This is a genomic window from Tolypothrix tenuis PCC 7101 (assembly GCF_963874875.1).
Lineage (GTDB): Bacteria > Cyanobacteriota > Cyanobacteriia > Cyanobacteriales > Nostocaceae > Aulosira > Aulosira tenue.
This window is the reverse complement of sequence record NZ_CAWNJS010000003.1, coordinates 168,623-189,687: the sequence shown is the minus strand read 5'-3', so window position 1 is coordinate 189,687 and position 21,065 is coordinate 168,623. Positions and strand designations below refer to the sequence as shown.

Here is a 21,065-nt window from a genome sequence, read left to right as displayed (position 1 = left end):
CTTATTTATAGAAACATTACTTAGTTTATTCCTAATAAAGCCTTATTGAACCTAATGCCATAATTTAAGTATGCCAAAAAATATACTGACTTATTGATTACTTCTTGCTTAACCCTAAATCAGTAGTAACATTCTTCATGTTTACCATTGTGGTTATGTTTGCAGTTTGAGACGGAAAGCTAAATTCGTGTGGTAGCACCTTGATAATTTTATGCCTCCCAAATTTTTTTAGTCTCTGTACATTTAAAATAAAGTCTTAAAGTTTCATCAGATGAAAGGCTTGAAGTATCGTACTTATGGTTGGGTGTAGGAAATAATAAAGTCGTGAAGTTTGAGAGGTGGACTCTCCAAGCGATCGCAGATGGAAATAATAAAGTCTTAAACTGTCATACAGAAGAAAACCCCTATACACCGCCCATTTTTGGGCTTTACCCTATTAGAGGGTAAGGTGTGAATGTGCCAGTTACTTTAGGACTTTATTTTAAATTTCAGGCGTTTATTTTAAATGTACACTCTCCTGTCGTTATTCAATTTTGAGTGTGTCCTTTGTTCTAGCTATTATTTTTATTTAAAGTAACTAGAACAAAAATAAAACTGCCTAAAAGCTTGACTTCTCAGTATATTGAGCAAGATTCAAGTAGGATTTTTATATAAAAGACATAATCTTGTATAGTGCTGTAGACGTTCTGCGTAATATTTAGCTTTAAATTGGTTCTCTAATTCTTCCAATTTAGATGTTTCTATAGGTTCTAAACCCAAATAATTATGATACGCCTCATTAGCTTCATTAAGAACACTATAAGATTTATATGATGCTTCATTTTTAACCATAAACTCTATCAAGCTTTCTATAGTGCTACCCTGCCAAGAATCTGAAATATTATCTTGAAATCTTCCTCTTTTAGTCGATGTGGTATCACTCCATAAATCACCAAAAGGTATATCTTGATTTTTAAATTGTTTGAGCCATTCTCTAAAACTTATAGTCATTTTTCACTTCTCCCTAGTCAGTTTTTAGCCTGTTGGCATACCTATCAGAGCGATTTGATTGTAATCGTCACGTCGCACTGGTAGATAAAGCAGCTTTACACATAATCCTGTATTTCAGGATTTATATTTTGTGGCAGTAATGAAGTAAATTTTCCCATTTTGCTGGTTTTATTAGTCGATGGATATAATTTCATCGATGTTGAAAACTTCAACTGTAGCATTTGGACTGTTCATATCTGTAGTTTGTTCGAGTAGACGTGTTGCTTCCTCAAGCAATGCGCTTGCGTTCTGAAGCAGTGTTCGCACCTGGGTTAACTTGTTTCGCCGTTCGATACCAAGTTGTGCTTCTATATACCGCGCATCATTATGATGGCTGAGGTGAATTACCCGTACTTGTTGTTCTTTCTCTGAAGGTGCAAATATTGCGTTTTCGGCGGTTAGTTTATAGTATGAGTACGTACCACTGGGGCGTTTAACATTGTAGATGTGGAGTTCGCAACTAGGTGGTGCGATGTACTGTCCGTCCAAGTTAGTAAGTCCAGTACGAATATTATCTAATGTGGTGGCGATCGCCTCGACGGCGGAGACAATACCTAACGATTCTGGTGACTGTGGGCAACCGCGCCTCATCAGCATCATAATGGCAGCAGAACGACGAGTCAGGCGAATTTGTTCTTGATACTGGCGCATTTGTTCTTCCCGGATACGAACAAGTTCGAGTTCTTCATCAGGGGTTAGTTCAACCGTACTCCCACAAGTTTTGTAATTTAAGCAGTCGCCAGGGTCTATGCCTGGGTGCAGCATCATACTGGCACAGTCAAATCCAAGTCCACATTTTTTCTTAGGCATGGGTTATCGTTTTTGTTCTAGTTACTTTTATAATTTTATATAGCTAGAACAAAGAGGCTTATGGGCGAGATAAACGATGTTAGAATTTTTGCGCCTGAGCAAGATATTGCGTCTTGGCAATCGTTGTTTGAGAAGATGGAAGCGCAGGGACTGGTTGAAATTGTCCAAAAACCAGATAAATTTTATGAAGTCAGGGGAAGTGAGAAACTTAAACGAGGGTATTTCAAGATTAAGCTGTTGCGCTGTGATTTGTAAAAACATTTGAGTGTCTTAGCTAATAAATATGGTTAAACTAAAAACCCAAGAATATATAGCCAAGTACAGTGCTGAGTTTCCTGACGGAAGAATTAATCGTGAGCTTCCCTTCCCCACAGATACAATATCTGTAGTTTCCGATCCCAAAAATTGGCATTGTTATCCAGAAAACGTAGTCAGGATTTACTTGTCTAATTACGATCAACAGGTTTGGGTGGTGGGAGTAGGAGATTATCAGCACCCAACTATTTGTAACAGAGTGTTTGAAGAATTAGATGACGCTTGCAGCTTTATTGTTAATCGTCCTGATGCTATTTCTAAACAGTGGCTTGTTGAAAGCGGATTCGATTTTTTAGAACCTCCTGTATCAAAAGCTGAACGAATTGGTTGAAGTTGGCAATCGAGCGAATAAAATGAATAAAATTACTTTTCTCTAAAAATAAGATTAGAAATTATGTCAGAATATATTCGTCAAAATAGTTAGAAAAAATAAGTGTAAGTTGACAAATAAAACTATTAATTATATTAAGGTAATTCTGTATTGTGGCTCTTGGCTTATGAGTGCTGAATTCTTACTATATTAAGAGAAAAATATTGCTGACTTGCCACCAATTTTACAATTGTATTTTTTTAGTTTAGGATTATTCTTATAAGCTTAAATTTTTCTCACCAACAGGCTCAAATAGCTATCATACAAACTTCTTGATGTCCGGCAACTGCTTGTTCCCAAGTTGAATATCTCCAGAATTTACCACTGTATTCGCCTCCAAAAATCATAGTTTCAAAAAGCTGTGGTTCTTGATTAGGGAAATTAGAATAATCCTTCCCTAAAAAGATGGTAGATACTCTTCCCCACGAAAAAGTATCTAAAGCTACTTGTATATTGTTCTCATTTTTCCGCCAATCAGACCATTGCTCAAGACTTTCGGGCTTAATAGGTTGTTTATTTTCATCTAATATATAAAGCTCATCGAGTATATCCATATAATTTCTAAAATTTTGTGTCATAAGATAATTATCGGACAAACTTATGTGTATTGTGTACAGTTTGTCACCTCAGTCTTCGTACGCGACGTAAGGGTAATCTATCGCTTAGGCAACTGTCTTTATTGTGAGAGTTATGTTGTCAGAATTATATTTTAACAGACATTGCAGAACTGCAAAAATGCAAAACAATGTAAAATTGTTATATTACTTTCAACATTTATGACAAAAACAAGAGTTATGTCACAAGAAAGTAAAATTATAGAATTAGCTAACTAATTTTGGAACAAAATCTAACTTTTGATTATGTGCATAGATGAAACAATAGCATCTGATATTAAAGAAGCTGTAGCTAGGGTTTCTTGCTATTTAGATGATTTTGGCAGTCATATTAGCCACTTAGATTTTTCAATTGAAAATTTAGAAGATTTAAAAGAAGAATTTGCAGAAGGAACTGATAAAGATTCAATCGATACTTATTTGTACATTGCCCTATCCCGAATAAAATCTACTAAAAATCGACTAGAGGAAGATATTAAAATTGTTAAAATTTACTTGAATTATTTTATTGAATCCTCTAGTAAAATACCTGAATTTACTTACAATTATGAAAAAAATAAAATCGAAAATAGACAAAAAAAATAAAAGTTATGCCTAAAAAAGATGTCTGGGTAGTATTTGGCCATTTTCTAGATTTAAATTACTATTACGTATCAAATACTGAATGGACTTTTGAAATAGAAGAAGCTTGCTTATTTAAAACTAAGGAATTAGCCGAAAGCACAGTAGGTAGGCTAAAAACTTATGAGAAAAAGAATCTAGAGTTTCACGGAATCAACCCAGATAGCTTGTCTGTTGAACGCACCCGCCTTGAAGTTAGCGAATTTCTACATTTTACGGTTTAATTTACCTCTAATAAATATAAATGCAAAAAATTGTACTTTTGATGGTTAGACACCAATAGACAAAACAATTTTTTATGCCCTACAAATCCACAAATAGCTGCCCCCAAATTTACATCCAGCTTGACAAAGAACCTGGATTGCTAGACGAAATTTTTAAAACCTAAACTGTTTAGTTTGCACTTGGTGACAACTTCGCCAACAGTGTCTTAGCCAGTCCTACCCCTAATTCTAAGTAGATTAAATTCTCTCTATCTACAGATTTACTACTGCTCAATACCTCTTTGCGATCGCGGTTTATCTATTAACGCTTGTTGGGTAAAGAAACGCAAACTTTCAATCTGCTCAATTTCGTTTGTGGTTAGTCGAGTTGGTATTTCTTCGTACCAGGTTCTCTGACTGTAGCAGGTTTGCATCACAGGAGTATTATCCCCATGACGGTAAACACTCAGAGTATTGCTATCTAAGCTGGCACTCAACTCCCGTCCTTTGATACGGAAGTTATTGGTAACAAGCATATAGTCAGTGATTATAGAAGGCAAATGTTTGAGAGTAGAAGGCAGAAGGTTAAGAGAAGGAGGAACAGGAGAAGATTGCTCTTCCAGGAATTGTTTAGCAGTGAGACCGTTTTCTTCTGAAATATCCTGTTGTGGGTGCTGTTTCTTTGGATGCGGCTGAACTTTTTTCTTGGTCTTATTTGCTTCCGAAGTGGGGTTATATTCTAATTTTGGTTGTATTATCGAAATCTCACTTGGATAATTACTGTTTAGTGTATATGTACTAACAAGTGTTTTGGAGTTACTATCGGTATCACCATTGCTATCACTTGCACTGCTGCTAGCAAATTTATCACTATGTAGGTAATTATTATTACTTAATATTTTGCTATTTATGTGGTTAACTGCTCTGGCTTTAGCTTGTTGAATTACTTCTATATCTTTATCTGGGTCGTACATGATTCCATATTCAGACCGCAGTTTGTTCCAGCTATAAGGTTTGTATACTTGATAACCTGCAATTTTGACATCATTATGAATGTAGGTAAAGCCTAGTAGTTCTTCCCCCTGCATCTTAGGCAATACTCCAATGCTGTTTTCTTCCAAGCGTTCAATGAACGTAGAGACGGTGGGACTGTCCTTAATGGCTTCTCCTATTGCTTGGCGAATAATTTCCTTACTGGTTGGAGTTTTGTGTTTACTGTTAACTGCTCTAATGCTTTTTGATCGGTTGGGGCTGGTAAGTGTAATAATGCCGTACTCTTTCTCTAACCTAGAGGCAACAGCTTCATTTGTTGTTGGAGTCACTTCTAATCCTAATTTCGCCGCGATGCGTCTAGTTGAGACTTGGGAGTTGAAATAATCATAGGAATCATTAACTAAGCTGCCATCTAACCGAATCCGGGAGGCGATTATATGCAGGTGTTCGTGGTTGCGATCGTGGTGGCGTACTGCAACAAACTGACTGGTAGCTGCTACAGATGATTCTTCTTTGGGCAAGTATCCCATATCCTTGAGATATTCTCTTGCTACATAACTGTACTGACTGTTGGATAAATGCTCGTGGTAGTTCGGGCGGTGTGCGATTGAGATGATGAGGTGAGCACACTGCCGTTTAACTGCTTTGTTGGTGTACTTGATGGTGAGAAACTGCTGGTTAAATTCGTCTGGCTTTGTTCCCATCATATTAGTATCGACAATCGCAGCATCATCTTTCCCCAAGACATACTTGAGCGTGTCGATAAAATTGGGTTTTTTGTAGATGACAGGAATCAAATTGAGACAGTTGAAAGTGAGGGCTATAGAACCTACAATGCCTTATTTATCTTGGCTTGAGGGTGATTTATCTGGAACGTCTATGTTAAATGCAGCTGCGATGGTCTGATCTACAAGTGCGATCGCCTTATTAACAGTATCTAAAATTTGCTGGTTGTTTGTTTCTTCCGCTAAGTGAGATAACATCATCAGTTCGCTTTTAAGGTTTCCAGCAGTAGCGCGGATAGTTATCAAGTCGGCAGACGGTTTTGCCGTTAGTACCCGCCTTAATCCACAGGAACGTAAATACTCAGATGCAGTTACCCCTGTGGCGATCGCTTTTTCCTCAATGGTAGTTTTCTCTTCCTCAAAGAGGTATACCTTGATGGATTTAGTTCGCTTTACGGGGTCATTTACCATACCTTAGTCATCAAAAAGTCAATATAAAACGGAAGTAGTGTTTATTAGAACTACATGATAAACGATTGTATTGAATATATTGTCAATTAATCTAAATTTATTGCGAATAATATAAGGATAAAATAACCCCATTGAACATACCTTGTTTTAGTTCTGGATTGTGCGACAACAGCAATGGTTTATTGTGGATCAGTACTGATGTAAGCTCATATACAGAGAGGGGTGTAGAGTTTTGTTCCAAGACAATTGATGTTTAAAGTAATGCTGAAATAGTTGGGTCAATTTGCCCTCAGAATACCTCAATCATGGGAATTGTGAGAGTTGATTTATCAGTTAACAACATATTTTTAATTGAAGAATTAGACCTAATTTTTAATTGATTGGGGTAATTAGTGTGTGAATTGGGGTAGTTAGGAGTAAATACGGGGGTAAGTTCTCCTACAGTGTGGTTAAAGTAAGAGTATTAACAAATAGCTTACTGAAAAGCTTGGTTTGCAGATTATATAGAAGTAAGGGTATGGCAAGAGCGAGTAAGCCTGCTGATTCTGTTGAGTTAGCGCGAATCATGCGGAATAAGGATACTGAGGATGGGATAGTAATTAACTATCTCCAGTCGAAGAAGCGAGGGCAAACCGAGTTAGTATGTGAGGCGTTGCGGGCGTATTACCTACCTTTTGCACTATCGGCTGCGGGAGTATCTGGTATGGAATTGCAATTGGCCCTCCATGATGCGATCGCGCAACTTGAAGCCCAGATAATTAAGATGAAACGGACGTTTGGGATGGAGGGGTTGCCCCAGGTAGTTCTTGTTAATCCTCATAGTGGAATTTTCTCGCAGGGTGTGATTGGCTTACAACCAACAATTGGAACAGTAACTCCTGTTTCAACTAATTTGGTTCCCCCTTCGGTTTCTTTTTTTGATTCCACTGAGCCAAGTCCTGACTCGCTACCTGTTACGGCAGAATCAGTAGGGTCAAATGTTTTGGAAGAAGATTCTGAAGATGATGGGTTCTTTAATGATGATGAGGATGACCCGATTGCTAAGGCAGAAATAGAAGTTGATGCAGGATTTCGTCTGGAGTAAAGGGATTATCAGGAATGGCTGTTAGGTGTTAGAGAAAAGCGTATTCTTTGCCTTCGCTTGTGATACTTACGTAATTCCCTCCTTTGTCCTGTTTGTCATTATGGGCAGTATTTTTCAGAGTACGATGGCTACGCCTGCCGCAGGCATCGCGTTAGGCACTGTTGCTAAGAAGTGCTTTGTAAAAAGGTACAAAGCACATTGAGAAGAAGTTTTTGCCCAAGCACCTACATTATTCAAAGTTTCGATTAAACCATTTCGCCATACACTTGGTCAAAGCTTGTGATCGAGTGCATTAACAGTATTTGACCGAACTAGAGAGGCGATCGCATTCTAACTCCGGAGGTGCAATTGCCTTCATAATATTTCATTTGTAAAAGTTGCAATCAACAATTTTGCAGCAAAGCAAATTTGTAATAAACCCCATTGAACATACCTTGTTATTGTACAAGACTGCCCAATTGTGGTGCTTTTAGTGAGGTAAATGTGGGGATGATTGAGGTAATACTGGGTGCAATAATCACAATTACATTGTTTATTTCACAAGCCAAAGACAAATATTATTTTGTAATTCAACTTTTAGTTGATACAGAATTAGGGTGTGATTGGGGTAATTTGTTCATGATACAGGACGTAATTTAACCAGCGTGTGTTGAAGAAATTTTTAATACATTAGTCTACTTAGAATCTACAGTTTTGGTTTGGTATTAGTTTTATAGAAGAAAATGATTGTAATGGTTTTTTCTCTACTTACTTTGTATGTAAAAAACCTGTTAACCCCTGTAAAGAAAATGTTTTGCACTACAGCATCATTCCTATTTCAGGTAAATTAGTAACAATAGGAAAAGTTAATAAAACATCAATATATATGCCTAAAATTAAGGAGAAAACAGACGTAAAAAAGATAGTAATTACGATTGACATGGGTGCAAGTAAAACCAAGGCTATCGTTCAGGAGTATCCAGAAGGAAAGCCTGTTGTTTTACTTTTAGACTCAGAAATAGCGGATGTTGCTAAAGCCTCAGTTGAAAGCGTCCAACCTGAAGGTAGTCCTGAATCTCGTGCTTGGGTAGGGATAGGCGATGAGTATTTCGCCTTGGGAGAACTTGCTCGTCGTCGGTTTGGGGGTATATCGCAACTGAGGGAGTTAAAGTATGAACTAGCAATTCCCAAAATTTGCGGAGCATTTTGGCTGGCTAAGGAGAAGTTGAACCTGGGTAATGATGTTGCAGCTTACTTGAGTGTCCTGCTGCCGCCGGGTGAAGTGCAAGATAAGGAACAGTTACAAATTCGGTTGAAGGATACGTTTCGGGGATTTGATACACCAGCAGGTAAGATGCGGGTGAAAATGCTTCGTTATGATGCAGCTTCTGAAGGTAGTGGAATATTTTTCCACCGTAGGCGAACGCTTGGCGATCGTGTACCTGTTTCGATGTACGTAATGCTTGGTTATCGCAACACGAGTATTTTCACCTTTCGGAGTGGTTCGATTGGTGCAGGAATAACCAGCAATTTTGGTATGTCTTGGTTAGTAAATAATTTGATTTCCAAAACATCGGGACTGAGCCCTGATAATTCCAATATTATTGAGGTACTGATAGAAGCTGGAGCCAGTTGTGACCCCCAGGTGATGCAAAAACTCTCACGCAAGCGCAAAGGTGATGAGATTCAACTTGATGGAGAGTCGATGTCCAAAGCTTTATTACTTGCTAGAGACGAATATTGGCGTGCGATCACCAGGTGGTTGCGCTCAAAGATGGATGAGGATATTGAAGAACTAGTATTTTGCGGAGGAACTGCGGATTACATTCGTCCAGAAATAGATGCTTACTTCCAGAAAGAGGGGATGAAAGTATCCTGGCACGCTAATATTTTTATACCTGATGAAATATCTTCTGGTATGGGCAATCGGATGGCGGATGTTTGGGCTTTTCACCAGCACATGATTATTCAGTTTGATAAGTTAACTGGTTATATACGCTCTGAGGTTGTACCGTTAAATAAATCTGTTGAAGGTAATACAAATAATACAGGTGAAGAAGTCAAACGTAGGTATAACTTTACGCCTTGTGAGCGGCCTAGTACCTTTATTGCTGTAAACGAAAATGTTTGATAGGTTCAGGCAAAAATAAATGTAGTAAAAAAAGAATCAGCTAGAGTGAAGTGCTGCATAAAACAGTACTTTCTAACTGATTCTTTGAGATTTTAGTATGGCTGTTGCTCTAGCATTTGGGAGCAATCAACGTGAGAATTGGTAATTTCTGGAGTGTGCTGAATTACAGAGTTAATTTGCTCCATGTCTGCATATTGTTGTTCTCGTCTTTTGCGGAGTTCCCATGATTTACGGTTATAAGCTAACAAGTCTTCCAAACTCATGTTGAATTTGTATTTGGCGAAATTCAATAATTGTTCTGTGGTGTAACGACAATCTTCAGGACGACCAAAACAAATTTCAAACTGAAGCTTAAAAGCTTTCCAATCGAAATTGTCAGACCCCAGTTGCCGTTGTGATTCGCGTCCGTAAAGGTCACGAATTGAATAGAAAATTGTGTTGTATTTACGCACGTCGAATGATTCAATCTTGAATTGCTCCATTGTTGAATCATCGACTGTAGCAGCTTGAGCTTTAGTAGATTTATTAGCAGCCATAGTTGTTTCCTTGATGAGTGTTTCGCTTTTAGCTGCGTCAGCATTAGTCAAAAAAATAAATCCCACTCTGTATGAGCGAGATTTTCTGTAAAATCAGATGATTTGTGATTATTTTGCTAATAAACGTTCGCGTTGTAGCCAAGTACGTTTGTTGACTTCGAGTAATTCTTCTAAGCCTTTGTTGAAGTGCTTAATGGAATAGTCAACCATTTCTTGTACACTATATTTGGGGTTTTCGACTGAGCCGAATGTAGCAATAAATCTGGCTTTAAAAGTATCCCATTGTGTTTTATTCCAGTTAGTCTGTGACTGCGCTTGAATAGTTTTACCCCAGGTTTCTTGTAGCCCGTAGTAGACTGCTTTAAACTTACGCTCGTTGTAGTCAGCAATTTTGTAAATACCCATTGCGTTGTCATCAATTAAACTAACTTTTTTGGTTCTAGTAGCCATAATTTTTATCTCCTATGTGAGAGTTCCTTTTTAAGGATTTGAGCGTTAGCTATAGTGCTTTCTCTTCTTTATTTGGACGTAAGTCCGTGTAAAAAATAACAATCTTAAATTGGAAATGAATGCTAACGCCTCCGCTACTATCCTGTTTTCAAAAATTTTCAAATAGCCCTGTTGTGTCACTATCGCGGTAGCGGCAGCTAGTGAGCGATACCTTCTCCTGTCAAAGACGCTCCGCGTAGCTTGCTTCCCCGCAGGGGTACGGCACACTTCTCTACGAGAGGCTACGCCAACGTGAACGCCGTATAACAACGCCCATGCACACCGACCGCCGAGAGCGATCGGTTATGATACAAAGGCGATCTGCGGCAGGTGATGGACACCGTTATGCACTTGAAGTCATATTTAGGAGTTGCATACAAAAATGAAAACTCAGTACTTTACAGCGACAAGTCTTGATGGCTTCATTGCGACTGAGAATGACTCACTAGATTGGCTGTTTCCGCTTGGCGACCTGAATGACTCCAGCTATCCAGAGTTCATTTCAGATGTGGGTGCGTTGGCAATGGGATCAGCAACTTACGAGTGGATGGTACGCAACGCCCAAAAGGTAGCTACTGAGACTGGCTTTGCGTGGCCATACACTCAGCCAGCCTGGATATTTTCTAGTCGCAAGCTGACAATAATCGAAGGTGCGAACATCCGATTCGTCAATGGAGATGTGCAGCACGTCCACACCCAAATGCGAGCTGCTGCTGGCACTAAAAACATCTGGATAGTTGGAGGCGGAGATTTGGCTGGTCAGTTCTACGATGCTGGTTTACTGGATGAGCTGATCATCCAGGTTGGCTCGGCCACCCTCGGCAAGGGTAAGCCGCTATTCCCTCGCAGAGTACTAAGCCCAGTTCTGCGCCTAGTGTCTGTTCATCAGATGGGTGCTGGCATGGCTGAGTTGCGCTATGAAGTACACAAAGGCGGTGTGAGTGGAGCCGCCTAACAATTGCAATGTAGCGGACTTTTGAAGCTCCTGATTGTAATGCAAAGGCTGTTTGCCGCGGCTGATTGCAACCGTAGTATCAATTGCCAAAGGAGGAAAACTGATGAGTTCATTTGTCCTTTGTTTTCAAGATATTGACAAAACAAAACTCAAGGTCGTTGGTGGTAAAGGCGCGAACCTGGGGGAACTTACCAAGATTGAAGGAATACTCGTACCAGATGGCTTTTGTATTTCTAGTGAAGCTTTTAAAAGAATAATTGGGGAAACGTCGTCGATTAACGAATTACTCGATCAGTTATCGCTTCTGAAGGTGGAAGACCGGCATAAAATCAGTGAACTTAGCGGTGAGATTCGCTCTTTCATCGAAGGGATAACCATTCCTCAAGACATTAATGAAGAGATCACCCGCCTTCTCTCCAGGCTTGGAGAAAAAAATGCCTATGCAGTACGATCTAGCGCAACTGCTGAGGATTTACCGACAGCCTCTTTTGCAGGTCAGCAGGATACGTATTTGAACATTATCGGAAAGGAGGCAATCTATCAGCATATCAGCAAGTGCTGGGCATCGCTATTTACTGAGAGAGCAGTAATTTACCGCCTCCAAAACGGCTTCGACCACCGTAAAGTCTACCTGTCTGTGGTTGTTCAGAAAATGGTCTTTCCGCAGGTGGCAGGAATTTTATTTACTGCCGATCCCGTCACTTCTAATAGGAAGGTGTTATCCATTGATGCGGGCTTCGGACTTGGTGAAGCTATGGTCAGAGGTCTGGTGAATGCTGATATCTATAAAGTGTGCAACGGCAAGGTGATCGATAAGAAGATATCTACTAAGAAACTGGCTATTTACGCCTTAAAAGATGGCGGGACGACAGAACAGGAGATTGAGACTGAACGGCAGAATAGGCAAGCACTGACAGATGAGCAGATTTTGCAGCTTGAGCGCATCGGTAGAAAGATTGAAGAACATTTCGGCTGCCCCCAGGACATCGAATGGTGTTTGGTTGATGAGACATTTTATCTTGTCCAGAGTCGCCCCATCACGACTTTATATCCCATTCCTGAAGCAAATGATCAGGAAAATCATGTTTATGTATCTGTTAGTCATCAACAAATGATGACCGACCCCATCAAACCATTGGGATTGTCTTTATTCCAGTTAACAGCTGCTCGACCCATGTATAAAGCGGGTGGACGTTTGTTTGTTGATATCACCCATGATTTAGCTTCACCTGTGAGAAGAACAATTCTGGTAGATGTTTTGGGAAAATCCGATCCGCTTATAAGGGACGCACTTATGACCATACTAGATCGGGGAGATTTCATAAAATTGTTACCAGATGACAAGCAAGAACAAAGTTCCGGTAACAGCAATAAGGGTGCATCGTCTTTGGATTTTCAAACGCTGACCGAATACGATCCGGCGATCGTTTCTGATTTGATTGGGCGTAGTCAAACATCGATAGAAGATTTAAAACAGAACATCCAGACGAAATCAGGAGCGGATCTGATTGATTTTATTCAAGAAGATATCCAGAAATTAAAGAAGAGTTTATCCGATCCACAAAGTTTTGGCGTGATTATGACTGCTATGAATGCTTCATCGTGGATCAATGAAAAAATGCAGGAGTGGTTAGATGAAAAAAACGTAGCAGACACGCTTTCTCAATCTGTACCCAACAATATTACTTCCGAAATGGGTCTGGAACTATTGGATGTCGCAGATGTGATTCGTCCTTATCCTGAAGTAATTGATTATTTACAACAAGTAAAAGATGATAGCTTTTTGGATGAATTGGTTAAGTTTAATGGCGGAAAGGAAACCCAAGACGCTATCTATGCTTATCTCAGCAAATACGGAATGCGATGTGCCGGAGAAATCGATATTACAAGACCTCGTTGGAGTGAAAAACCAACTACACTTGTCCCCATGATTCTCAGTCATATCAAAAACTTTGAGCCTGGTGCAGGCGATCGCAAATTTGAGCAAGGGCGACAGTCAGCTTTGAAAAAAGAACAAGAGTTATTAGAGCGATTGCAGCAATTACCGGATGGTGAACAAAAGTCCGAACAGACAAAACGAATGATCGGCTTAATCCGGAATTTCATCGGTTATCGTGAATATCCAAAATACGGCATGATTAATCGCTACTTTGTTTATAAGAAAGCTTTACTCAAAGAAGCCGAACAACTCTTACAAGCGGGCGTTATTCATGAAAAAGAAGATATATACTATCTCACTTTTGAAGAACTTCGCGAAGTCGTAGGCACAAATAAAATTGATTACCGGATGATCGGCAAACGAAAAGATGAGTACAAATTATATGAAAAACTAACTCCCCCACGTGTTATTACGTCTGATGGTGAAATCATTGCAGGTCGATACAAACGCTCAAATCTTCCAGCCGAAGCTATTGTAGGTCTACCTGTTTCCTCCGGAGTTATAGAGGGACGAGCGCGTGTCATCTTAAACATGGAAGATGCCGATCTAGAAGATGGAGATATATTAGTCACCTCCTTTACTGACCCTAGCTGGACACCATTGTTTGTATCCATAAAAGGCCTAGTTACCGAAGTTGGTGGTCTAATGACACATGGAGCAGTTATCGCACGTGAATATGGCATAAGTGCAGTTGTTGGAGTGGATAATGCTACCAAACTGATCGATGACGGACAGAGAATTCGGGTTAATGGAACGGATGGCTATGTAGAAATCCTCAGTTAATATACTCTGTAATGATGACTTAATCTATGAGTTGACTTCTAGCCATCCAGTACCTTTTACAGAGAGTTGTCCGAGACTAGACTACCTTGCTGTAAAGAAGGATCATCTTTGTTTTCTTCTTCTAGAAGTGCTTCAATTTGAGTAAAAAGCTTATTAATTTTTTTTAGCTTTTTCTCATCATTCCAAATTTTACTTTTTCTAAGTGCTTTGTATATTTTATCAACTTTTTCTTTTTGCTCTTGGTTATGAGATGATGGCTTACTTTCTGACTGTTGCTGAAGAATATTTCCTACTAGAATCCTAATTTCAGATAGTGATAAACTTTCTATGATCACTTTATTTAAAACTTTCTGTCTTTCATCATCATTTTTTATCCGGTTGATTTCCTTAGCTTTTGTATATTCAATTTCACCTTTTTGCAGTGCGGTTTGGATATCTAAATGGAGTTTGAGTAAAGGAAGACGATTGGCTACAAATGACTGCCAAGTAATTTTTCCTAACCTCAAGAATACATCTTGTATGATTCGTCCTTCATCACTAACCATAACGTTATGGTTAGAATTACCTTTGCTTTCGTTATTCATGTCATAGAGCAGTTTGACCACTGTCTCTTGGTCAACATCGAGTTCTTCGGCTAGTAATTCGAGAATTCCGATAGTTTCCTCGTAAGCATTGAGGTCTTCCCTTTGGAGGTTTTCAACTAAGCGGAGTTTACGAGCTTTTTTTTCGTCGCATTCAATAATGACTACAAGGATTTCCTCAAGTCCTGCAATTTCACAAGCTTTGAGACGGCGTTCACCAGCGATCAACTCATACTTATCTTCGTGAATCTTTCTAACAACAATGGGTTCTAGTAACCCTACTTCCCTAATGCTGTCAGCGAGCGATTTGAGTTTTACAGGGTCAAAATAGCGACGAGGCTGACTCGGCGGAAGGATGATTTGAGATAAAGGTAAAGTGGAATCAGATAAAGATTGTTCTTCTTCATCTCCAAATAAATTATCCAGTCCAGTAAGTTTTTCTAGTTCGCGTTTTTGGCTCATAGTTGAATAATATATTTTGTAATTTCTTCGAGTATGCTAACTGCGGGGTGGTTTTTCTTGTGGAGTGCAAGTGGTAGATGTGCTTGGGTTGCGTCAGGAAAAGCTGTTGATTTAGGAATGGGGGCAGTAACGTGTATCCGTCCTTCAACCTGTTGTTTAATTTCTTCCAGTATTCCTGTGTCTTGAAGATTACGATTATCGTATTTGGTTGGAATTATACAGGCAATTTGTAATTTCTGGTGTCCTCCTTTTTTGAGTCGGGCAATTGTTTCTAGCAGTTGGTTGGTGCCAAGATAGCACTTATATTGCGTTTCAACAGGAATAATAACGTGTGAAGCAGCTACTAAGCTCATAATGCTTAGGATTCCTAAAGAAGGCGGGCAATCAATCAAAATATAATCATACTGGTCAAGTACATTTGATAGCACAAACTTGAGCCGTTGGCGGTTGTCGATGGTCAAGTCATGAAAAATTTTTTGCTCCGTACCTGCCAATTGGATATTTGTTGGTACAATGTGCATCCCGTGAATAGGTTTTTCCCATATATACAGGGGAGTTTCTTCAGCGATCGCACCATAGATAGTTTGTTCAGTTTGCAGCTTGACTTCCCCTAATCCCATAAAAGCTGTTAGTGATGCTTGTGGGTCCATATCCACAAGCAGTACACGGTGTTTTTTAGCAAGGTGGTATCCAAGATTGTGTGTAATAGTTGTCTTAGCTGCACCACCTGACTGATTGAAAGTGGCAATTATTTTGGTTGATGACATATATTAATGAAGCGATTTTGTGAACCCATGTCAGCGATTCTACCAAACAGTGGATTTTTATTTTGGATTTTTGAAAAAAAATAACGCTAGTTCAAACCAGTAAACCTGTCTGGACTAGCATTATTCAGTTAATTGGTTCTAAAATGGAGGTTCTTCATCTAAGTCTTCATTTGTCGAAGTAACGTTATCTTCGAGTAGTTCCTTAACAAAATCAGGAGTTTCAGGCGAGTGAGAGTTTTTGCTAACTTGGGTAAGTTCGTTAATAGGTTGTGTTGAGATAAAGTTTCTAATTACGAATGTGGCAATCTTTTCTTTGTACTCACCCCTGTTATCTACTACTAAATCAAGATATCCTTCTGCTGTACCATGTACGCCTTCTCCCTGTTCGTTGATGACGACAGCAGGTGCGCCCTTGGAACGGAATGGTATCTCGTCAGTAACGACTCCTTCCTTGGAACGGTAGTAGAATTCAGCAATTCCAAAAGCAATCAAGGAACCTTCTTTGTCGTGGGTTGTGTTCACTGATTTAAGATTAATAGTTGCAGTATTATGAATCATGGTCGTTTGATTTGTAGATTGATTAGATGGTTAATCGCCTATGATTTACACTGCATAAGCGATTTGTAACTTTCTAAAAATTTGCGTTAGCTACAGCCTGTGTTTCGTTTGGTGCAGAAGTAGATGTAGATTCTTCCTTACGGGGTGAACCTAATAATTCGATGGTGTTGATTGTGATTACAGGCTTTTGCCGCATAGTGCCAGAATTTTTATCAGCCCAACGATCAAATCCAAACTCACCAGTAATTGCAATCTGAGTTCCTTTACGAACGTAATTTCCAATCACTTCTGCTTGATTTCCCCAAGCGACTAAATCAAACCAAAGAGCTTGTTCACTTCTGTAGGGGGGTCTTACTGCAATAGAGATTGAAGCCTTAACTGCACCGGACTCGAAATATTTCAGATCGGGTTCTTGTCCACATCTGCCAACTAGCATGACTTTGTTGATATACTTCATAACGCGAGAATTTATATATTTCTCTTATTGCTGCGTCAGCATTAGTTCTTTTAGGATTTATCATTTTGACGACTTGTTTTATTTAAAGCTCATCTTTTGCTTCATACTTATGAGTTATTTTTGATTCCTGTTTCTCATTACATTGCGGTTTTTACTAAGGAACGGCCAATTATCCTGTGCTATGGTGGGATCGCAATTATTGTCGTATGTATCTAAAAACTATAAGTAATGACTTATGCTTGAATATCTTCTCGTGAAGCGAGTAAGTATTTGTAAGCTGATACTCTTGGCTCTGATGTGGATACAGTTCGATGAAGACAGCCAAAGTCAGCTAACTCCTGACTACTCTTCACCTTTGCAAGTAGAAAATCTTACGTGGTTAGGAGAAACATATGTTGGAGAAGAGGTTGAGCATTTTTGTGATGTTTCCAATACCGCTAGGATAGGCGTTTGGAGAGAAATTCTAGAACTGAAGTTAGTAGATTTAATTGCTGATTTACCAACTTGTTTGCACGATGCTTCATGGTTTGCTCTACTGGCAATTACTATGATGTTGGTGGATAAGGAATTAGAGGGGATATGCGTACACCCACAAGATGAGTATTTTGCCCGGACTCTTGCGCTTGAAAGTTTGGCAGATTTGGGTGATTCTTACTTAGCCAAAGGTCATCCTTATTTAGATTTTCCTTTATCGTTAGAAGACGCTCAATCATTACTACCAGTTAATAGAAAGCAAGAGTTAGAAATCGAGTTAGAGAAATTTATTGTTAATACTTATGAACATGATTTTGATGATGAAGCGCCAAATATTAATGAGTTTTCATCCATCTACTTGCAAGATATTTTAAAAGAGTTTTTTGTTGAATCTGACTGGCAAGGTGATATCAATCAAGAAGCGGTTGTACAGCTTCAAGAAAAGTATGGTTCACAGTATTCAGAAGGTGCATTCTCTCCTAAAACTAAGGAACACGAACGTTGGGGCAAAACGCTTGTTTTTCTTAAACAGTTTATAGGTCTGGATTCTAATTTTATCGAAAGCCAAAGCGATTTGTTCCTTGATGAATCTCAAGCAGCTGATTTACCTGATTACTTCCGTATCAAGACCCGTTTAGAACGTTGGCAAGACCGAACAGTTGTCTTACCCCGGTTGGTTCATACTTTAGTTCATTTTTTACTGGTAGGACAAAATTATCATCCTAGTCATATACAAGATTTGATGGCTATTCCAGTTTCTTCACGGGCTATATCCAGCCTACAAGCTTGTTTAGGTGTAGCTGCTTACAGAAGTAGTTATTACATGGCTGCTTCAAATATTCCCGAATCAGAAATTGGGCGGAACTGGTTGCTACAAAAAGCTTTCCCTAACCTTCTTGAGTTTTATCAAACAGGTCGTTTGGATGGAAAACAATAATTAATATTCTGCTATCGGCTAATAAAGACAAATTTATATTTATGAAAAAATATTTATTTATAGGATTATTATTCTTAGTGGTTGGATGTTCATCTCCAGAAAAAGAAAATAAAGTTTCAGCTATAGAATCAAATCCTTCACCTACGCCTTCATTATCTTCAGCTAATATTAATAATGCTACGCCGTCGTTAAATTCAGAAGTGTTACCTGATTTATCAACTAAAGAGAAGCTTGGAGAAGTTAGTGCAGATAACGACTTAATTGACTCGTTTTATTTTGATGGTAATGGTGTAAAAGTGAGTTTGACTGTAGCGGCTGATAAAGCTTGTTTTATCTACGTGCGGCGCAGTACTCCAGACCGAGTTGGTGAGGTTGAAATTGAGTCACTACGGCGCGAAAAGTTAGGTCTATGGCGTTCGTATAATACCCAGCGTCTTCTAACTCAACCTGCTGGTAATAGACTAAGCGTTTATTCATCAAGTGAGGAACTTTATTCTACTTATGAAAATCCTGCCTTATCACCAGAAATTCTTGTAGCAGCAAAAGAATTGAAGGAGCGTGAAAAATCATTTAAATTACTTTTGCGTCAGGACTTGAGGGCAAGTGAATCAGCAAGACGAATTTATGTCAATCAGTGTCAGAAATTAGGCAATTTTTATTACAAGGAAGAACTTCCTCCTCTCACGGACAAAGAGAGGAAGGAATTTGGGAGGAGTGTTGAAAAAAGTACTAACAATTAGTTATTAAAACAGTGACAATTGCTCCATCTTAGTATTACTCTCAGTTGAAGTTGCTGTAACAGGGTGTTTGTTGTTATTTGAAGACTTCTTACCCCATCCCTCTTTCGCTGCGTGTTTGACTACACGAGAACGAATATCAGTAGCTAGAGTTTCATAATCAGAGCGAATTTTATTATACGAAACCGGAGTTGTACCAATTTTCTCCCAGAGGTTTTCGTAGCGGGACTTAAACAAAAATCAGGCTAAAAAATAGTATAATGCTTAACTAACATAGCTTTCACGTTAGAAAAAGCTCATGAAAGAAACCACTCCCACAGCGATGCCACCATGCTTTGAAAGATGGTGTCAAAGATTTGATGATGTGTTTACTAATAAAGCGCAAAAAAGAGAGTTTAGGCACTATCTAGGGGGTTTATTAGGTGAAAGTGAGAGAAAAAACCTGTTTCAAATGGCGGATAATGCTGTAGGTGTAACGTACCACCGATTACATCACTTTTTAACCGAAGCACCTTGGTCTAGTGGGGAGGTGAATGAGCGTCGATTAGAAATCATGAATAAGTGCAGTCAAACGAGAATTAGTAGAGGTTTTAGCTTAATAATTGATGATTCTGGTCACAGAAAGAGTGGTAATTTTACTGCTGGTGTGGGGAGACAGTATATTGGAGAAATCGGCAAAACAGATAATGGAATCGTAGTAGTAACAACGCATTTATATGATGGCAGAAAAAGCTTACCGTTAGATATAGAGTTATATCAACACGCTGATTCTTTAGCTCAAGGGAAACAAGACCCTCGATTTGAGAAAAAACCAGAACTAGCAGTCAAGTTAATAGATAAAACGCTTAAAAGAAAATATCAACCTGGGATAGTAATTGTAGATGCTGGATACGGCAACAATACGTCATTTTTGTTAGAGTTGGAAAAACGGCAGTTAAAATATTTAGGAGGGTTAGCTAAAAATCGAAAAGTAACAGTTAATCAAACAGATGATATTCAACAAACAATTCGGTTAGATGAATTAGCTCAGAGCTTATCTAAAGAGGCTTTCACGGAAATTCAAATAGAGTTAGATAAACCCAAAACATTATGGGTAGTAACTTGTGAAGTAGAAATATCAGGATTAAGTGGAAAGCGAAATATCGCTATCGTTATGAATGCTCCGACTTTCTCAGCAGCCACTGATATCGACTATTTCATCACCAATGTTTCACCGTCTATTGTTACACCACAATGGATAGTTGATACATATTCTCAAAGGAATTGGGTCGAAGTTTTTTATAGGGAAGCTAAGGGATGGTTAGGGCTTAAGGAATATCAAGTTCGAGAGCAAAGGAGTTTACTGCGCCATTTTATTTTGGTTTTTTGTGCCTACACTTTTATTCTTTGGCATCGGTTGACTGGAGGATTGAGACGACGATGGGCTAACAAACCTTTGAACACTTTTACTGAAGCTTTAGAGGCATTTAGAACCGCTATGTCTTTCCGATTTATTGATTGGTTGAACTTAAATCGTGACGTGTTTGCTGCTTATAAAGCTAGTTTAGGCTACATTTGGGCTTGATTTTCGTTTAAGTCCCGGTAGTTGAAATTCTTGAAAGGTCTGTGTCTGACAAGGGCATCATAACTTGCCCAGAGGTAAACATCTGTCCATTGGGATGATAGCGGCACTTCAAAAGCAATTGGCATCATCAATGCAACAACTTCGCTACTAGAGGCGAGTTTACCTACTTCTCCCTTGTCTATCTCTTGTAAAGCTGCATCTAATCTATCAACTGCGATCGCGCGCCAAACCCAGGACGGAACTGTCTGTTGCCAGCCGTTCTGCTGAGTGACAATTGGCCCGGCGATGTATTGAACAATTTCACGACTTGCGCCTGCTAGATCGAGTAGGCTGGCTGTTACAGCTTTGTTAATCCCTTGGCTGGTTAGTAGTTGAAGTATCTTTCTAGTGCTGGGGTTTAATATTTCGCTGGTTTTTTGGTTTTTACTGTTACGGATGGTTTCTTCGACATCGAATAAGCTGTGCTGCTGGTTCATATTAT

At 39.0% G+C, this 21,065-nt stretch carries 23 protein-coding genes; 11 read left to right on the top strand and 12 right to left on the bottom strand.

Annotation, left to right across the window (positions count from 1 at the left end):
• Window positions 1–633: 633 nt before the first annotated feature.
• Both AACU25_RS36160 and AACU25_RS36155 read right to left on the bottom strand, forming a co-directional pair.
• Window positions 634–990 carry a hypothetical protein gene (locus tag AACU25_RS36160; protein WP_096585395.1) on the bottom strand — a complete coding sequence of 119 codons (357 nt, stop codon included), beginning with the start codon at window positions 988–990 and terminating at the stop codon, window positions 634–636.
• 171 nt (window positions 991–1,161) lie between these two features.
• A complete protein-coding gene (locus AACU25_RS36155; protein WP_096585392.1) occupies window positions 1,162–1,839 on the bottom strand; it encodes a hypothetical protein in 678 nt (225 codons plus the stop codon).
• Between the two features lie 60 nt (window positions 1,840–1,899).
• Here AACU25_RS36155 and AACU25_RS36150 point away from each other — a divergent pair, with 60 nt between their 5' ends.
• Both AACU25_RS36150 and AACU25_RS36145 read left to right on the top strand, forming a co-directional pair.
• A complete protein-coding gene (locus AACU25_RS36150; RefSeq protein ID WP_041457400.1) occupies window positions 1,900–2,094 on the top strand; it encodes a hypothetical protein in 195 nt (64 codons plus the stop codon).
• Between the two features lie 28 nt (window positions 2,095–2,122).
• On the top strand, window positions 2,123–2,485 hold the full coding sequence (locus AACU25_RS36145; protein WP_096585390.1) for a hypothetical protein: 363 nt from the start codon (window positions 2,123–2,125) through the stop codon (window positions 2,483–2,485).
• Between the two features lie 287 nt (window positions 2,486–2,772).
• On the opposite strand, the gene AACU25_RS36140 is transcribed toward AACU25_RS36145, so the two are convergent.
• Window positions 2,773–3,102 carry a hypothetical protein gene (locus AACU25_RS36140; RefSeq protein WP_190445658.1) on the bottom strand — a complete coding sequence of 110 codons (330 nt, stop codon included), beginning with the start codon at window positions 3,100–3,102 and terminating at the stop codon, window positions 2,773–2,775.
• A 282-nt stretch (window positions 3,103–3,384) separates the two neighbouring features.
• On the opposite strand from AACU25_RS36140, the gene AACU25_RS36135 reads away from it, so the two are divergent.
• Together AACU25_RS36135 and AACU25_RS36130 are read left to right on the top strand one after the other, a co-directional pair.
• Window positions 3,385–3,723 carry a hypothetical protein gene (locus tag AACU25_RS36135; RefSeq protein WP_096585383.1) on the top strand — a complete coding sequence of 113 codons (339 nt, stop codon included), beginning with the start codon at window positions 3,385–3,387 and terminating at the stop codon, window positions 3,721–3,723.
• Window positions 3,724–3,728: 5 nt separating this feature from the next.
• A complete protein-coding gene (locus AACU25_RS36130) occupies window positions 3,729–3,983 on the top strand; it encodes a hypothetical protein (protein ID WP_096585381.1) in 255 nt (84 codons plus the stop codon).
• A 263-nt stretch (window positions 3,984–4,246) separates the two neighbouring features.
• Here AACU25_RS36130 and AACU25_RS36125 read toward each other — a convergent pair whose 3' ends face one another.
• Together AACU25_RS36125 and AACU25_RS36120 are read right to left on the bottom strand one after the other, a co-directional pair.
• On the bottom strand, window positions 4,247–5,752 hold the full coding sequence (locus AACU25_RS36125; RefSeq protein WP_321206605.1) for a relaxase/mobilization nuclease domain-containing protein: 1,506 nt from the start codon (window positions 5,750–5,752) through the stop codon (window positions 4,247–4,249).
• Window positions 5,753–5,794: 42 nt separating this feature from the next.
• Window positions 5,795–6,151, bottom strand: coding sequence for a plasmid mobilization protein (locus AACU25_RS36120; protein WP_096585378.1), 357 nt, complete (start codon window positions 6,149–6,151; stop codon window positions 5,795–5,797).
• Between the two features lie 517 nt (window positions 6,152–6,668).
• Between AACU25_RS36120 and AACU25_RS36115 the strand changes: the two genes are divergently transcribed.
• Window positions 6,669–7,235, top strand: coding sequence for a hypothetical protein (locus tag AACU25_RS36115; protein ID WP_096585376.1), 567 nt, complete (start codon window positions 6,669–6,671; stop codon window positions 7,233–7,235).
• Between the two features lie 865 nt (window positions 7,236–8,100).
• Window positions 8,101–9,345 (top strand): ParM/StbA family protein, encoded by a 1,245-nt coding sequence (locus AACU25_RS36110; protein ID WP_096585374.1) that lies wholly within the window; start codon window positions 8,101–8,103, stop codon window positions 9,343–9,345.
• 92 nt (window positions 9,346–9,437) lie between these two features.
• On the opposite strand, the gene AACU25_RS36105 is transcribed toward AACU25_RS36110, so the two are convergent.
• Window positions 9,438–9,932: a hypothetical protein gene (locus AACU25_RS36105; RefSeq protein WP_321206606.1), complete on the bottom strand. Its 495-nt coding sequence runs from the start codon at window positions 9,930–9,932 to the stop codon at window positions 9,438–9,440.
• Window positions 9,933–9,989: 57 nt separating this feature from the next.
• Window positions 9,990–10,331: a hypothetical protein gene (locus tag AACU25_RS36100; protein WP_096585371.1), complete on the bottom strand. Its 342-nt coding sequence runs from the start codon at window positions 10,329–10,331 to the stop codon at window positions 9,990–9,992.
• 421 nt (window positions 10,332–10,752) lie between these two features.
• Here AACU25_RS36100 and AACU25_RS36095 point away from each other — a divergent pair, with 421 nt between their 5' ends.
• Both AACU25_RS36095 and ppsA read left to right on the top strand, forming a co-directional pair.
• Entirely contained in the window at window positions 10,753–11,325 is a 573-nt protein-coding gene (locus tag AACU25_RS36095; RefSeq protein ID WP_096585369.1) for a dihydrofolate reductase family protein, read from the top strand.
• 52 nt (window positions 11,326–11,377) lie between these two features.
• Complete coding sequence (ppsA, locus tag AACU25_RS36090; RefSeq protein WP_321206607.1) at window positions 11,378–14,047, top strand: phosphoenolpyruvate synthase; 2,670 nt, start codon at window positions 11,378–11,380, stop codon at window positions 14,045–14,047.
• A 56-nt stretch (window positions 14,048–14,103) separates the two neighbouring features.
• On the opposite strand, the gene AACU25_RS36085 is transcribed toward ppsA, so the two are convergent.
• The 4 genes from AACU25_RS36085 to ssb form a co-directional block, all read right to left on the bottom strand.
• Window positions 14,104–15,090 carry a ParB/RepB/Spo0J family partition protein gene (locus AACU25_RS36085; protein WP_096585364.1) on the bottom strand — a complete coding sequence of 329 codons (987 nt, stop codon included), beginning with the start codon at window positions 15,088–15,090 and terminating at the stop codon, window positions 14,104–14,106.
• Window positions 15,087–15,857 carry a ParA family protein gene (locus AACU25_RS36080; RefSeq protein ID WP_096585361.1) on the bottom strand — a complete coding sequence of 257 codons (771 nt, stop codon included), beginning with the start codon at window positions 15,855–15,857 and terminating at the stop codon, window positions 15,087–15,089. The genes AACU25_RS36085 and AACU25_RS36080 overlap by 4 nt, the downstream gene beginning before the upstream one ends.
• A 138-nt stretch (window positions 15,858–15,995) precedes the next feature.
• Complete coding sequence (locus AACU25_RS36075; protein WP_096585358.1) at window positions 15,996–16,415, bottom strand: hypothetical protein; 420 nt, start codon at window positions 16,413–16,415, stop codon at window positions 15,996–15,998.
• A 73-nt stretch (window positions 16,416–16,488) separates the two neighbouring features.
• A complete protein-coding gene (ssb, locus tag AACU25_RS36070; RefSeq protein WP_096585356.1) occupies window positions 16,489–16,872 on the bottom strand; it encodes a single-stranded DNA-binding protein in 384 nt (127 codons plus the stop codon).
• A 235-nt stretch (window positions 16,873–17,107) separates the two neighbouring features.
• On the opposite strand from ssb, the gene AACU25_RS36065 reads away from it, so the two are divergent.
• The 3 genes from AACU25_RS36065 to AACU25_RS36055 all read left to right on the top strand — a co-directional run bounded on the left by AACU25_RS36065 (window position 17,108) and on the right by AACU25_RS36055 (window position 20,584).
• Window positions 17,108–18,283, top strand: a complete 1,176-nt coding sequence (locus AACU25_RS36065) for a hypothetical protein (RefSeq protein WP_096585353.1) — start codon at window positions 17,108–17,110, stop codon at window positions 18,281–18,283.
• Window positions 18,284–18,324: 41 nt separating this feature from the next.
• Complete coding sequence (locus tag AACU25_RS36060) at window positions 18,325–19,023, top strand: hypothetical protein (RefSeq protein WP_096585351.1); 699 nt, start codon at window positions 18,325–18,327, stop codon at window positions 19,021–19,023.
• Window positions 19,024–19,318: 295 nt separating this feature from the next.
• Window positions 19,319–20,584, top strand: coding sequence for an IS701 family transposase (locus tag AACU25_RS36055; RefSeq protein WP_096585348.1), 1,266 nt, complete (start codon window positions 19,319–19,321; stop codon window positions 20,582–20,584).
• Here the strand turns inward: AACU25_RS36055 and AACU25_RS36050 are convergent.
• The gene (locus tag AACU25_RS36050) at window positions 20,569–21,060 is read right to left on the bottom strand and encodes a hypothetical protein (protein WP_321206608.1); all 492 of its coding nucleotides are present in this window, start codon (window positions 21,058–21,060) and stop codon (window positions 20,569–20,571) included. The two genes, AACU25_RS36055 and AACU25_RS36050, sit on opposite strands and share 16 nt — an antisense overlap.
• Window positions 21,061–21,065: the final 5 nt, after the last annotated feature.